Source organism: Vibrio coralliilyticus (assembly GCF_024449095.1).
Lineage (GTDB): Bacteria > Pseudomonadota > Gammaproteobacteria > Enterobacterales > Vibrionaceae > Vibrio > Vibrio coralliilyticus_A.
On the sequence record NZ_CP024627.1, the window covers coordinates 1,680,128 to 1,694,337 of the forward strand.

At 43.9% G+C, this 14,210-nt stretch carries 16 protein-coding genes; 8 read left to right on the forward strand and 8 right to left on the reverse strand.

What is annotated here, in order from left to right; translation table 11 throughout:
• Nucleotides 1–207: 207 nt before the first annotated feature.
• Genes CTT30_RS08020 through CTT30_RS08035 form a run of 4 tightly spaced genes read right to left on the reverse strand, consistent with a single transcriptional unit; the run spans nucleotide 208 to nucleotide 3,002 of the window.
• Entirely contained in the window at nucleotides 208–960 is a 753-nt protein-coding gene (locus CTT30_RS08020; RefSeq protein WP_252034543.1) for a hypothetical protein, read from the reverse strand.
• Nucleotides 945–1,466: an RNA polymerase sigma factor gene (locus CTT30_RS08025; RefSeq protein WP_239836977.1), complete on the reverse strand. Its 522-nt coding sequence runs from the start codon at nucleotides 1,464–1,466 to the stop codon at nucleotides 945–947. Before CTT30_RS08025 ends, CTT30_RS08020 begins: the two co-directional genes overlap by 16 nt.
• A 7-nt stretch (nucleotides 1,467–1,473) precedes the next feature.
• The gene (locus CTT30_RS08030; protein ID WP_252034545.1) at nucleotides 1,474–2,190 is read right to left on the reverse strand and encodes a hypothetical protein; all 717 of its coding nucleotides are present in this window, start codon (nucleotides 2,188–2,190) and stop codon (nucleotides 1,474–1,476) included.
• Nucleotides 2,191–2,204: 14 nt separating this feature from the next.
• Entirely contained in the window at nucleotides 2,205–3,002 is a 798-nt protein-coding gene (locus CTT30_RS08035; protein ID WP_252034546.1) for a substrate-binding domain-containing protein, read from the reverse strand.
• Nucleotides 3,003–3,307: 305 nt separating this feature from the next.
• On the opposite strand from CTT30_RS08035, the gene mobA reads away from it, so the two are divergent.
• From mobA to CTT30_RS08065, 6 genes are all read left to right on the forward strand, one after another.
• On the forward strand, nucleotides 3,308–3,895 hold the full coding sequence (gene mobA, locus CTT30_RS08040; RefSeq protein ID WP_239836983.1) for a molybdenum cofactor guanylyltransferase MobA: 588 nt from the start codon (nucleotides 3,308–3,310) through the stop codon (nucleotides 3,893–3,895).
• Nucleotides 3,892–5,373 carry a molybdopterin-guanine dinucleotide biosynthesis protein B gene (gene mobB, locus CTT30_RS08045; protein ID WP_252034547.1) on the forward strand — a complete coding sequence of 494 codons (1,482 nt, stop codon included), beginning with the start codon at nucleotides 3,892–3,894 and terminating at the stop codon, nucleotides 5,371–5,373. Before mobA ends, mobB begins: the two co-directional genes overlap by 4 nt.
• A gap of 50 nt (nucleotides 5,374–5,423) precedes the next feature.
• Nucleotides 5,424–5,687, forward strand: a complete 264-nt coding sequence (locus tag CTT30_RS08050) for a DUF2960 domain-containing protein (RefSeq protein WP_252034548.1) — start codon at nucleotides 5,424–5,426, stop codon at nucleotides 5,685–5,687.
• 409 nt (nucleotides 5,688–6,096) lie between these two features.
• Entirely contained in the window at nucleotides 6,097–6,645 is a 549-nt protein-coding gene (locus CTT30_RS08055) for a TadE/TadG family type IV pilus assembly protein (RefSeq protein ID WP_252034550.1), read from the forward strand.
• A 2-nt stretch (nucleotides 6,646–6,647) separates the two neighbouring features.
• Entirely contained in the window at nucleotides 6,648–7,196 is a 549-nt protein-coding gene (locus tag CTT30_RS08060; protein WP_252034552.1) for a TadE/TadG family type IV pilus assembly protein, read from the forward strand.
• Between the two features lie 10 nt (nucleotides 7,197–7,206).
• Nucleotides 7,207–8,598 (forward strand): vWA domain-containing protein, encoded by a 1,392-nt coding sequence (locus CTT30_RS08065; RefSeq protein ID WP_252034554.1) that lies wholly within the window; start codon nucleotides 7,207–7,209, stop codon nucleotides 8,596–8,598.
• 83 nt (nucleotides 8,599–8,681) lie between these two features.
• Here CTT30_RS08065 and CTT30_RS08070 read toward each other — a convergent pair whose 3' ends face one another.
• The 3 genes from CTT30_RS08070 to CTT30_RS08080 all read right to left on the reverse strand — a co-directional run bounded on the left by CTT30_RS08070 (nucleotide 8,682) and on the right by CTT30_RS08080 (nucleotide 10,677).
• On the reverse strand, nucleotides 8,682–8,822 hold the full coding sequence (locus tag CTT30_RS08070) for a hypothetical protein (RefSeq protein WP_252034556.1): 141 nt from the start codon (nucleotides 8,820–8,822) through the stop codon (nucleotides 8,682–8,684).
• A 63-nt stretch (nucleotides 8,823–8,885) separates the two neighbouring features.
• On the reverse strand, nucleotides 8,886–9,794 hold the full coding sequence (gene nagK / locus CTT30_RS08075) for an N-acetylglucosamine kinase (RefSeq protein WP_019276128.1): 909 nt from the start codon (nucleotides 9,792–9,794) through the stop codon (nucleotides 8,886–8,888).
• Between the two features lie 142 nt (nucleotides 9,795–9,936).
• Nucleotides 9,937–10,677: a tRNA-uridine aminocarboxypropyltransferase gene (locus tag CTT30_RS08080; RefSeq protein WP_239875879.1), complete on the reverse strand. Its 741-nt coding sequence runs from the start codon at nucleotides 10,675–10,677 to the stop codon at nucleotides 9,937–9,939.
• A gap of 84 nt (nucleotides 10,678–10,761) precedes the next feature.
• On the opposite strand from CTT30_RS08080, the gene CTT30_RS08085 reads away from it, so the two are divergent.
• A complete protein-coding gene (locus tag CTT30_RS08085; protein ID WP_252034558.1) occupies nucleotides 10,762–11,550 on the forward strand; it encodes a sterol desaturase family protein in 789 nt (262 codons plus the stop codon).
• 22 nt (nucleotides 11,551–11,572) lie between these two features.
• On the opposite strand, the gene CTT30_RS08090 is transcribed toward CTT30_RS08085, so the two are convergent.
• Entirely contained in the window at nucleotides 11,573–13,600 is a 2,028-nt protein-coding gene (locus CTT30_RS08090; RefSeq protein ID WP_252034560.1) for a methyl-accepting chemotaxis protein, read from the reverse strand.
• A gap of 95 nt (nucleotides 13,601–13,695) precedes the next feature.
• Here CTT30_RS08090 and CTT30_RS08095 point away from each other — a divergent pair, with 95 nt between their 5' ends.
• On the forward strand, nucleotides 13,696–14,208 hold the full coding sequence (locus tag CTT30_RS08095; protein ID WP_239866370.1) for an NlpC/P60 family protein: 513 nt from the start codon (nucleotides 13,696–13,698) through the stop codon (nucleotides 14,206–14,208).
• The last annotated feature ends 2 nt before the right edge of the window (nucleotides 14,209–14,210 follow it).

Consider the following 14,210-nt stretch of genomic DNA (forward strand, 5'->3'; position numbering starts at 1 on the left):
AAAATATTTTTTTGAAACAGATAAAAAATCGAGCAGAGTATAACAGCTTGGAACTGTGAACTACATCAATTGTTGGGGTCAATTACTCTTTCAGGCTGATTTTATAACCACCACTGATGTAGCTCCCAACCTCTAGCACAATAAAAAGGTGCCTTTAGAAAATCACTAAAGGCACCTTTCAACAACCCATTCCTAAAGGACAAAGGACTAAATTGATTCCCAACCACTCAATTCAACACATCGTCCTCGATACAAAACATCACTCTGGGGATCACGACTTGCAGTCACTATCAATTCAGAACTGCTCTTTAACGTCTTCCATTCTGCTGGCGACATATAACGAACATCTTCTACATTTTTCAGGCTATCAATCAATATAAGTTTGCCCGTTTCTCCCTTTCTCATCCAGACCATTGCTTGGCCCATCGGCACTTCATCCATACCTAGATTACGTTGCATGCGAAGGCTCGATTGACCCGGTTTATCGCCTTGGTATGCCACCAACGCAAAATGATTCTTCTCCGTTTCAGATGACATCATAGCCAAGTAGCTAACTGGGCGAACTTGAGCAACTTCAGTGGGAGCAGAACTGTGCTGTAAAACTGGTTGAAGCCAAACACCAACTAACAGAGACAACGCCATTCCAGTTGGAAGCCACCACCAGCGTATACGTTTAGTCTCACTGCGAGCACCAACGGTATGAGAAGCGATGCGTTTCCAAACACGTTTAGGTGGCGGTTTGAACTCATGCTCTGAGGCACCAGACACTGTCGAAGGGCTCAGACCAGACAATTGCTGCTGCCAAAATTCTACATGCTCCCACCAAGTTGGGTCAGAAAGCATGAGTGCTTCCAGTCTTCTTCTTACTCGAGGTGTTTGAGTTCCCAGCACATATTCACTCGCTAGCTTATCTCTTAACTCAGAGTTTTGATAACGCCTGCTTATCAATCTGTCAGACATCGTTTCAACTCCTGTAAACCACGGCGTATCCAAGACTTGACGGTACCTAAAGGGGTTTCTACGTGGTGAACTATCTCCTGATGACTCATTCCATGTCGATACGCAAGAACAATCACATTTCTCTTGTCTTCACTGAGCGCGGCTAAGCATCGATTTAGCACAGTATCTGGTGTCGTTACGTGGCTCATTTCCACTTCCTCTAGCGACAAGGGCAAAGGCTCCTCCCCTCTCCTGGTGCGTTTTCTGACTTCATCAATAGCAAGATTCCTCATACTCTGGCAAAGCCAAGCCCAAGGGTAATCCACAGGATACCTTCCATCGTTATACCAAAGTTTAACGAACCCTTCTTGAAGAAGGTCGGCTGCAACTTGGTCGTCTTTTACAACCCCACGGATTAGGCTGTACAATCTTGAACTGGTTAACCGATAGAGCGCTTCGAACGCCTGTTTGTCTCGAAGCGCTACTCTGGAAAGCAGTAAACCTATTTGATGTTTATCTGTACTCACACTTTCCTCATTGGATTACTAGGTGCCAGACGTTTTTGACCCCGTCACCACTGGTTTCACCGGGGGCTTTATCTTTAAACCAACGATAAAGCGGTTTACCCTGAAATGTCCACTGATGCGATTGGTCATCTCTCTTAGCGATACCGAACCCACCTGATAACTTGAGGTTTTCAACCCCTTTTTTAGTTAGCTTAGAATCAACATACGCCGGAGGCCATTTCACTTCGCAATCCCCATAGCAAGTTGACTGATTCATTTTATCTTTATCGAAGGTATAGAGCGCTTGGTTACTGCTGTCGACCAAATAGCGCCGTTGACCATCATTAAAGAGCTTCACTGTCACATCATCGGCACGAGCAAGTGGCCATACACCTTTGACGCCTGCACCTGTTATGTCACCCGTTTGAGTATCTTTAAACCATCGGTATAGTGGTTTTCCTTGAATGGCCCATTGGCTGGTCCCATCAGCACGAGTAATTTTACTAAACGCGCTAAGTCCAGAAAATTGCGTACTATCCTCTCCTTCTGCCAATAATGGGGGCCATAATTTCTCACAGTCATCTACACATACGGATTTTCCCACTGGATCTTTAGCAAAAGTGTAAAGGGATTTACCTACGCTATCGGTGTATACCTTACCGAAGTCAGTATCGCTTATCTGCGTTGAAGCCATTGCGTAACTACTTGGTAGTAAGATCATCGCTGAAATTAAAAATGTTTTCATTGTCTTTATCCTTGCTATCGAGTCCAACCTTCACGGGCGAAAAAGAGGTTACCTTCGCTACTTTTAACAAAATCAATGAATGCCTGAGTTTGAGGCTCTGCTCCTTTGGTTTTGGCTAAGGTAAGATCACGATAAATCCGGCGTTCTGGCTCAATTTCAACAAAATCCACCTTATCTTTGTGATTTAATGGCCAATGTATCCAGGTAATCCAAGCATCCGCATTTTGTTGCTGAAATGCTTTAAAACTCGCACCACTGCCCTTGGCGTACGCAATGATCTTCTCGCGGAAATTTTGAACATCAGCTAGCGAACCCGTTCGACCTGCAACATCTTCCCAGACACCTGTACCTGATGTGTTATAGACACCGAGACCTTCAGTCACCACAATACGCGATGGCTTATCTAATAAGTCTTTTATGCCAGTAATGTTTTTCGGATTACCTTTCTGGACTGCAATAACCGCTCTACGTAGATAGACAGGTTCAACATCTTGGTGGCTAATAAAGGGGTAAGTTTCAACAAAAGCACTCATAGATTGTTCAGAAGACCCAAAGATCAAATCTGCATTTTTTTGTGCACCTAAAGTCCATTTAGATTCAGGCCCAGCGATGACATTAACCTTTACGCCACTTTTTTTCGTAAACGCCTCTGCAGCATGACGCAGTGCGGTGTCTGGTCCCCCAGGGCCATAAACATTAATCACACCATCTCGAGGCTGGTGAACAATATTCGGGGCAAGTTTTGGTGATGCGAATGGGGACGTACTTGCAAACACCATAGCTAAGCTGGTCAAAATCAGATGACGCTTCATGTTTTCTCCTTGAAATAATAAAAATTCAGACAAGAGACGTGCAGACTTATGGTTTGGATGCAGGAGAATTGGAATTTTTTTTAAATGTTTGATGTGCGAACCAGCCAACTCATCCTACCCCACAAGACAAATCGCATCAGATACAAAGAGACTCACTCAAAGCTAAGCGAGCTCAAGGAATTATCACGTTACACGTGGTAAGCTTGGCTAGTTAAGCGGGTGAAGATTCTTCGTTAGCGAAAAGCCATGATGGATTCAAGACACGCCGCTACAAGTCATTACAGATACAAAGCAAGAGAACATTTATGCTTCTTCCAACGCAAACGAGTTGGGTTATTTTAGCTGGCGGTCAAGCCAGACGCATGGGCGGAAAAGACAAAGGTCTTATCGAACTCGATAATAAACCTCTGATTCAACATGTTTTTGAAAGACTGTCCAAGCAAGTTTCAGACATTATGATTAATGCCAACCGAAATCAGGAGATCTACTCCAAATACGCCACGGTCATTGGTGATGAAATCAAAGATTTTCCAGGGCCAATGGGCGGAATCCACGCAGGATTGTCAGCGGCAAACAAGGACTGGGTTGGCTTCGTACCTTGTGATAGCCCGCAGATCAGCATGAATTTGGTTGAGCGATTCTGTGCCGCCGCCCAAGATGACTATGACATACTCGTTGCGCACGACGGGGACTTTCAGCAACCCGTCTTCACTCTCTATCACAAACGTGTGTTGCCAAAACTGACGGCATTTCTCGAGCGTGGCGATAGAAAAATCACTTTACTCTATAAAGAGTGCAAAACACGTAACGTCGATTTTAGCGATGCCAATGAGTGTTTCGTTAACCTAAACACTCCTATAGAGTTGGCACAATTTGGAACGGTAAACCAATGACACACTCGCTCCCTATCCCCATTCTGGGTTTTGCCGCTTACTCCGGCACAGGCAAGACAACCTTGTTGGAAGCATTGTTGCCTAAATTAACTCAAGCAGGGTTGCGCATTGGCATGCTTAAGCATGCCCATCATGACTTCGATGTCGATAAAGAAGGTAAAGATAGCTTTCGATTACGTAAAGCTGGAGCGTCTCAAATGTTGATTGCTTCCCGCAATCGATATGCTTTGATGACAGAAACACCAGAAGCAGAATCTGAATTCGACTACCTTCTGAGCCGCTTTGATATCAACTCGCTTGATGTCATCCTTGTCGAAGGCTGTAAAAACATTGCTTTTCCAAAAGTTGAACTTCACAGAGAAGAGGTCGGAAAGCCTTGGCTTTATCCTAACGATGACAACATTATCGCTATCGCTGCAGATACTACTGTGGATAACGTGCTACTGCCTCAAATGAGCATTAATGATATCGATATGATCGCTCGCTTTGTCTATGACTACGTCAAGCGCGAACATCAGCCTCAAAACAATACGTCAGCAACCAGCGGTGACACTCTTTCTCCTGCTTTTCATTCCGTTGAACAGGGTTTAGAAAATGTCCTCTCTTCGCTCAAACCTATTGATCTGCTAGAGTCATGCTCCATTGAACTTAGCCAAGGACGTGTTCTCGCTCGAGACGAACTCTCGCCAGTTACAGCAAATGGTGCAGCCCTCTCTCAAGGTCAAAGGCTCGCATCACCGGAAATGGGTATGCTGGCTTCCCTTGGCTTGACACAATGTGAGGTTTATCGACGGTTAAAAGTAGCCATGTTCTTCCCTAGTGATGAGACAAAAGGGCCAGAGACCAAGCAAACGTCTAACTCAATGCACCAATCCAATCGCTTTATGTTATTGGCATTACTTGAAAAGCTTGGTTGTGAGACTCTTGAGCTTGGCTTTCTCGAAGGTAATGAGAAAAGCATAACACCTGCTCTACTGTCTGCTTCTGAAAAAGCCGATGTGATTATTAGTATTGGCAGTATTTCCATGGGTGATACTAGTCCAGTCCAGCTTGATTGCGACAAGTTAGGTAAGATTGACTTCGGCATGAGACCAGAACACCGATGCGCCTATGGACAAGTCAACGATAAGCCTTTCTTTGGTCTTGCGAGTCACCCTATTGCTGTTATGGTCTCATTCATCAATGTTGTGGAGCCGTCACTGCGGAAAATACAGGGTGAAAAAGGCTGGCTGCCCCTCAAAGTTAGCGCTGTTACACAGGAGAATTTGCATTCGCGACAAGGTCAAACTGAATTTCGCCTTGGCAGCTATGAAATAGATTCTAATGGGCAGCTCAGGGTGAGTGGCACACGCAAGCAAAGCTCTGGAGACCTGCAACCCATTAACGAAGCCAACTGCTTGATCGAGATTTCCCCAGCCGTTGATACTGTCAAGATCGGAGAAAGCGTGACAATCATTCCGCTTCAAGGCAGAATCTAGTGCATCCAAGGCCAGCTCAGCTGGCCTCATTTATCTTAAGAGAAATACATATGGCTCGCACAATCCTGTATACCTATAAGGGTGAAGACAAAACGCTAACTTTTTCGTATCAGCAACATCGTAATATTCATGAAGCCGTAGCCGAAGCTGAAGGTATCGATATTTCCGAGTTCCTAAAGATGGAACAGCAAATTGAAGCCGTGTCAGATACTAAGGCAATGCGCAATTATCGCGACAACCATTTCAGAAAATTGGGATTTGAGAAAATCACTCTCAAACAGAAAGAGAACTTAGGCGTCGGTCAGAAAAAATAAAAGAACTCCCTTTCAGAGCCCTAGATTGGGCTCTATTTAGTTTGTGACAAACGAGTGTTTATTTCTGAAACTCTACTCTTCTTCACAGCCCCTCATTTCTTTCACTATTCACCTCCCCTTATGAGGCTTTCTAATACTAAGGCATTTACCTAGCTCATATGAAACAACATTGTAAGACGATGTTGGGTTTGTAACGCACCTTTAACATATTGAGTTATCGATATTTAATTTCAATTTTATTATTAGTGTGATTTTTTATTTCCCAACTCTGAGAGAACATTATTTTAGGCTTAGATTTACTAACTGGTAATTGAGTGAATTCAAGCTATAACTACTATAATAACATTATTATCATTAACACATCCGATAGATAGGATGAATTGACTGTTTAGCGAAATTAGGTGTGAGTATGAGATTATACATCCATAGCTCAAAAAATACGCCGTTGCACAAAGTAAATGGCAACCTTGATACGCCTGAATGCAAGCCAGTTCTCCCCTGTCGCATCAAACGCTCACAAAAGCAATTCGGGGGCTCGATAGTCGAATTTGCTCTGACTGCGAGCTTTTTCTTTGCCATTTTTATGACCATTCTAGATCTTTCGGTATATGGCTACGTCAAGTTAACAATGCAAAATGCGGTGCGTGAAGGGGCTCGCTACGCTGTCACAGGACGTTCTGACCTCGATCCAGATGGTAGTGGTGATCGCGAAGCTGCCATTATCCAAATGATATCTAACGCTTCTAATGGCTACTTAGAGCAAGTGATGAATGTTGATGATATTCGCGTCGAAGATATAGATGGGAACCCTGTTGCTTCATTTGGTGGCGCTGGTGACATTATTGCTATTCACCTTGACTGTGAGTGGCCAGCCACAAGCCCATTTACTTCCCCTTTTGTCGAGGGAGGAAAGTATCAGTTTACAGTGAGCTCAGCGATGAGAAATGAGGCGTTCTAACTATGAATAACTTTTCCTCAAGCTCGAAAAAACAGCGTGGGTATTCAGCTGTGGAAATGGTTTTAATTACTCCTTTTATGCTGGTTATGATTGGTGGAATTATTGAAGTCACACAGTTACTGCAATCTAATAGTGTAATGATAGGAATGAGCCGCGAAGCTGCAAATCTCATTTCCAGAACAAGTACATATACGCCGGATGAAATAATGACATTAGTCTCAACGACCTCTGCCCCATTAGATATGAGCAGTGATGGTGTGATGTACGTCACCCTGATCGTTGGACAAGATTCGAGTGATCCTTATGTCAGTGAACAATATGTGTGGAGTAACTCAGGATTAACCCACGGTAGTTCTATTTGGGATCAATGTACTTCATGGAATGCTAATCAATGTGAGTTACCTGACCCCTTACCTGAATTATCAAGTTTTCCTATTTCACTAAGTGACAACGAATCGGTTTATGTAGTCGAAATCCATTATCAATACACACCGCTCACTAACTATTTGTATAACAGTGCATTTGTAATGAGTGACTTCACTTATCTATGAGGGAAAAGTCATGCCTTTCAAACAACAATTCGACAGCATGCGAAGATCAAGGGGTTTGGTGGCATTAATTTCTGTTATTGCTGCCCCATTCCTTATTTTGACTCTTGGTTTAGCAATAGATAGTGGACGAGCCTTTTTGGTCAAAGCGAAACTATTTGCAGCTGTGGATGCAGCGGCAATAGCTGCTGCAAGAGCCGTTGCAGAAGGCGAAAGCTCAGCATCCAGTGCAGCAAATAAATTCTTTAGTGCTAACCTTCCTGCTGACTATCATGGCAGTACAGCGACAAGCCCGAATATCACCTACGGTTACGATTCATTTGGAAACATTTCTATCGATTTATCTGCATCGGCACAGGTCGATACAACTTTTTTGGGGGTGTTTGGGTACAATACTCTTGATGTTAGTGCCAGTGCCCAAGTGGTTCGTCGACCTGTTGACTTAGTACTAGTCGTAGATAACACCACATCTTTAATGCTTGGCTCTATTGGTGACGTCACCGATGATGTAATTGCTCGTTCCAAGGAATTCATTACTAATTTTAATGAGAGTTTTGACCGTATCGCGTTGGTCAAATATGCCTACGGCGCGGAGATACCTGTTTCTTTTCAAAGTTCCCGAGGTCATAGCCGAAGTGACATCTCGACAGAGATAGACGCATTCGATTTTGGTAGCCTCTCTAGCTTGCAATACACTAACTCATCTGAAGGTATTTACTTAGCGCTCGATGCCCTTAGAAATGTTACTGACCCAGCGAACTTAAAAGTCATCGTATTCTTTACTGATGGCGCTCCCAACACCTTTGCCTCGGAATTTGATTTTGTTGGTACCAGTACAAATTATACTGGCTCTATTCGCTCCAGTGATGGAGCTAGCGGAACACCCAGAGGGTTATGGTATCACGATGCAATAGCCACACAATTACCAGGCTCAGGATATGAAGGCAGTGATATTGATGACTACATAGCCGAGCTACCTGACTATTACACAGCTCACAGCTCTAGTGCGACTGAATTTATGGTGCTCAATCCAAGCCACCCAGATCGTCCCGTCAGTCAGTACAATCCGAATACACATTCTGCAAACGACTTATACATTCGAGTTAATCGCATCGCTCGGAATTTGCTTGAAGATATTGCGACAGCCGCTCGCGATGAAGATATTTATGTCTTTACACTGGGATTGGGCTCTTCCCTCACCTCCTCAACCGGACCGGATAACGAACAAGGTGAAGATCTTCTAATGCGAATGGCTAATGACCCAAAGATGCTCGATGATACAGACTTAGCTGCTGACTTTAGAGCGGATCAATTGCAGGGAGTCTACTGCCATGCAGTCGATGAAGAAGCATTGGGCCCATGTTTTGACGAAATGCTAGACGTCATTATTCGGCTGACCCTATAGATCTAACTTTGATTCGAATGATATTGCTCAACGAAACCAGCAGCTTGGCCCTGATGAGCGCACAGATATGGCTTAACCTCAGCCTATGAGTAATGGGCATCGACGCTTTCAACCGTTAATGGATACTGATACGCAGGTCCACCCCACAGGTAGTTAAGCTCAGCGGAATCGATCCAGTCGATAAGTTGCTTATAGTGTTCTTGTTGAAAGGCGTACAAAGTCATTGTGATTACCATAAAAAAGAGCCTGCCTAAGCAAGCTCTCAAATTTATGCAATCAGATCAAGATTATTTGATGTTGAGGAAGGCTGCCCCACGCACACCACCAGAATCGCCATGTTTTGCTTTGATAATCTTCGGACACTTAGCAACAGATAGCAGATACTTAGGCACACGCTTTGGCATCTCTTCGTAAATGAGTTCGAAATTAGACAACCCACCACCTAGTGCAACAACATGTGGGTCATTAGCAGTAAAGATATTAGCAAAGCAAATTGCCAACAACTCCATAAAGCGCTCAACATGCTCAGCAGCTTTAGCTTCGCCTTCCTTATAAGCATTGATGATATCAATCGCTTTCTTCGCTTCGCCGTAATAGTGCTCGTATATTAACTCGAAACCACGACCCGATAAGTAGCTGTCCAAGCAGCCTTTTTTACCACAGCCACAACCTAGTAGTGGCGCGTTGTCTCCCAGATGGAACCAAGCATCTATCGGTAAGCGCATATGGCCAAGCTCACCCGCCACGTGGTTACGACCGGAAAATACTTTGCCGTCGTAAATCAATCCACCACCAAAGCCAGTGCCAAGAATCAGCCCCATAACCGAAGGCTCATCTTTAAGCTCTTCATCCCACGCTTCAGAAAGTGCAAAGCAGTTCGCATCGTTTTCAATTTTAACGCTACGGCCTATTTTGGCTTCAAGGTCAGCGCGAAGTGGCTTACCTTTGGCCGCAGGCACATTGACCGTCAGAACGGTGGCATCATCGGCGTCTTCCATTCCAGGTAGACCTAGACCGATCTTTCCTTCGCAGCCGAACTGTTTGTCATACTTATTCACCAGTTCAGCAATCGTGCTCACTAATAAAGAATAGTCTTCTGTTGGCGTTGGTACGCGCTCTGTGGCAACACGCTCTAATTGTTCATTAAACGCACCAAATTCAATCTTAGTGCCTCCAACGTCAAAGCCGTAGTACATCGTATCTCTCCCAGAAACAAATATAAAAAAGTCAAAATCGGTTCATTATCCACATTGGCACGCCTACAATCCGTGACGTGGAACGAATTTAACCACTACCTAGACTTAACTGTGCAGACTATCGCCAACAAGCCGATTATTTTCAGACTGAATTCTCGTTTTTCACCTTCTGAAGATAATGTTGCAGCTGTGGCCGGTCGAAATTTGGCTTAATTCGGGTCTTACTTAACAGGTAGCTTTCTTTAAATACATCAAACCACAGTTTAAGCGTCTGCGCTGTCTGTTCTTCACCTAATTGCTCAAGTACCAATGTGGCGACTTCTGCCGTAGCAAGGTGTTGTTCATTGTCGGAACGCCTCATAACATACTGAGAAATTGATTCTGGCGACACTGACAAAACAGGAAGCGCATTCAGATATGGCGACTTTCGAAAAATGCGCCTAGCTTCTCTCCAGCTTCCATCAAGAAAGATGAGTAATGGTTTTTTACCACCGCACTGCTGGCGAGGATGTTCTCCAAGCAAACGAGACTTATCTTCAACATATTCATCAGGAAACACGACGATGGGCTGGTAATCTTGATGATTGAGCAACGACAGCATCGCCTGATCAGGCTCTGTGCGACTCCATTGATACACATAACCTTCTTTTACCGTATCAAGGATAAGCCGCCCAGTGTTGCTTGGCTTGAAGACTTCGTTTTCAGACACTAGCAGCATCACCGCCACTGAACTGGAGACATCTGGCTGATATGCACAGATACAAAAGTGTTCAGCTACCTGACAGTACTGACAACGCTGTACTTTACAGCCTCTTGCATTGAACGGCTTAGTCGAGTGCTCTAGGCGATGTTGATAGAGACGGTGAAAAGCGTGGATTCTCATGTAAGTTGATGGATAATGATAAAGGGTGCAGAGTTTACCTTGAGACAAATCCGTTGCAAGTTCCATGTGGGAGAAAAACATCGTATGCAGAATCCAGATCTTATTCGCTTAAGCTTTTTTCTTTCTGTGCTAATACTGTGTGGATTGTGGGAGTGGCTAACTCCACGAAAAAAGCTGACCCAGAATAAGCTCTATCGCTGGATCAACAACCTTGGCTTGGTCGGCTTTAACTCGCTTTTTCTTAGCCTATTTATGCCAGTATTGGCATTCGAAGCCGCAAACGTTGCTCTCAAACAACAATGGGGCTTACTCAATCACCTAGATTTCCCCTTATTAGCGGAACTCGTCATGTGTGTCATCCTTCTCGATCTGGCTATCTACCTCCAACATTTGGTTTTTCATAAAGTCTCTTGGCTATGGCGATTACACAGAATGCATCATGCGGACCAGGATATCGATGTCACGACAGGCAGCCGCTTCCACCCAATTGAGATCGTGTTGTCGATGTGGATTAAAATTGGACTTGTGGTAGCACTGGGGGTTTCTCCTGTTGCAATCATCGTGTTTGAAATCGTTCTCAATGCAAGCGCGATGTTTAATCACAGTAACGCCAAGTTGCCATTCAAGGTGGATGCTGTTCTACGCAAAGTCATTGTCACACCAGACATGCATCGCGTGCACCACTCAGTAATACCGCGAGAAACCCATTCTAACTTTGGTTTTTTTCTCTCTATCTGGGATCGCTGCTTCGGTACTTATATCGCCCAACCAGAGCATGGCCACAATAAGGTAAAGATTGGCATTCCACTTTTCCAGACGCCAAACGAACAAAGGCTGGATAAGATGTTAACCCAGCCTTTTAGAGAAGAGTGATAAACTAATAGCTATCTTATAATTAATGAAGAATTTTATATTTATGAAGCATTGACTGTTGATGCCCAGCAATGTCTGCCACTTGCTCTGAGTTTTCGACCATAGATTCGAGCTGAAGCTTGGTTTGCTCTCCCTGATCCGATACATGAGTGATGGACTGGCTTACATCCGCAGTTGCCCTCTCCTGCTCTTCTGTCGCTACAGTAATTTGCTCCACTCGAAGACGTATCTGATTAACCGCTTTCTCAATGTTTTCAAAAGTACTTTTTACTTGTTCACTGGACTCAAGAGCGAAAGTCATTTCCTCACGGCTAGCTGAAACTGCACTACGCGATTTCTCGGCAGCAGCAACCAATTCGCTCATGCGGTCGCGGATGTTTGATGTTTGCTGGGAAGTATCGCTGGCCAGTTTACGTACTTCATCAGCGACAACCGCAAACCCTCTACCCTGTTCACCAGCTCTGGCGGCTTCAATAGCGGCATTTAACGCCAATAAGTTGGTGTTTTCAGCAATACCAGAAATCATATCAACCATTTCACGAATCTGTTTAACTCGGCTATCCAATTCCACCATAGAGTCTTCATTGACATTGAGTGTCCCTTCTAAAGATTGCAGCCTACTCTGGTTCTGTTCAATGACGCTGACACCATTACTCGACAGTGCAGCAGCTTGCTGAGATTCGGTGTAAGACTCATTCGTTACAGTCGCTATTTCTTTGATCGATGCTTCAAGTTGAGTAACAGTCGCCACCATACTGGCTAAAGATTCATTTTGTCGAGCTAAGCTCAGGTTTGATTGTTCGGCCGCATCATGGCTAATTTCAGCGGTCTGATAAAGCGTTTCGCAATTTCGAGTAACTGTCGATATAGAATCTCGAGTTGACTCAATAACCTGATTAAGTTTTCGGGCAACTTCCTTCATTTCGAAAGGTCCGATCAATTGCACTGCACTCGTTAAATCGTGTTCTGTCAGCTTATTCAAGCTTTCTTTAATATTATTAAGACCGCGATTTATCCAAGTGCGTAAAGAGGCCCACGACACTACAATGATGCAAACCAGAACCAAACCACTCACAATAAGTATTGTCGTCATTGAAGAAATAGTGCCATTAACAACAGCTTTACTGTCATCAATTAAGTCTTCTGCAGTATGAGAAATATTGTTAAGCAATGTAATCGTCTCATTTGCTAAGATTGCGGCTTGAGCAATTTGAGCTCTTTGTTTTTTTACCAACTCTAACTTGGTTAATATTTTTTTCAGTACCCCGGATTCAGAAAAACCAGCTTGAACCATATCGTAGGGGGCAATTAAGCTCGCAAACTCTTTAACATCCGGATGCCACTCCGCAAAGTCATCAAACGCCAGATTGATCCCTGCAATTCGACTTCGCATTTCTTTGTATTCAGACATCGCTTTGTTTAAGTCTGTTTGCATCATAAGCACTAAAAATGTGCTCTCCATTGAGCTCGCACTGGCAATGAACCGATTCGCCGCATCCGATGACTCAGGGTTATCCACGGCAAGAAATGAGCTAATACGATTCATTTCTGGGCCAATCGAACTGAGCCCGTATCGAAACTCTGTCACTTGAGCATCAATACTTGACTGCATTGTGAGTAGCGACGACTGTGTCATCAATATATTGCTGGTTAATTTAGACAACGCGTCAACATTTCCTCTCAGAGCCAACTCCTGCTGTGGTGATATCGCTTGGTTAAAATTTGACGATATTTCAAATACTTGCTCTGCGAGCCCCAAGGTTTCATCTACGCTGCTTTCGGCTTTAGCCTTTATCGCGTTGAGCTCTTCAATGTCACTGGCTTGAGAACCATAACCTAACTGTTTGACCTGCTCCAAAATACTCTGTGTCAGCTTTGCGTTTGTCATGGCTAAAGGCAGGGCTTGATCTGAAAGAGTGTTAAATTGGGCACCGACTCTCTCAATGCCTCTTAAGCTAGTGACAGATAAACTAATGACCAGTAAGGTAATCGTTAAAAAAACGACACTGATAGTTTGAATGAGTGAGTAACTCGTCTTTTGTTTGGGCATAAATTTGAACCAACATCATACAAAAGTTTAATCAGTGTGCGATTTTATGTAGACAATATGACAAGCAAATGTCATCAACAAATGGAATAAGCACCATGAATAGAGTTGCTTCGCAATTTTTGAAGGCTTTTTTAATTGTCCTCTTATCGGGTTGCTCAAGCCCACCACCCTCTGAAAGTTTTAATGACTTAGGAGCGACTCAAGTACTCAGCTCTTACGAAAAAAATGTTCAACAAGAATTTCTTGATGTCTATCGCGGTTGGAAAGGTGTCCCTTACCGGTTAGGTGGAAATAGCTACAACGGCATTGACTGTTCAGCCTTTGTTCAAATCGCTTACAAAGAAGCACTTAACATTCATTTACCACGGACAACATTAGCCCAAGTCAATATTGGTAATGAGCTGAATTACGAGCAAGTCAAGGTGGGAGATTTGGCTTTCTTTAAAACTTCAAGCAAAGTTCGTCATGTCGGTGTTTACATAGGCAACAAGCAGTTTATGCATGCTTCGACTTCGAAAGGTGTCATTATTTCAAGATTGGATAACCCTTATTGGGCATCAAAGTTTTGGCATTTCAGACGGGTTGCCACGCCGTCTGCAATTGATTGAAA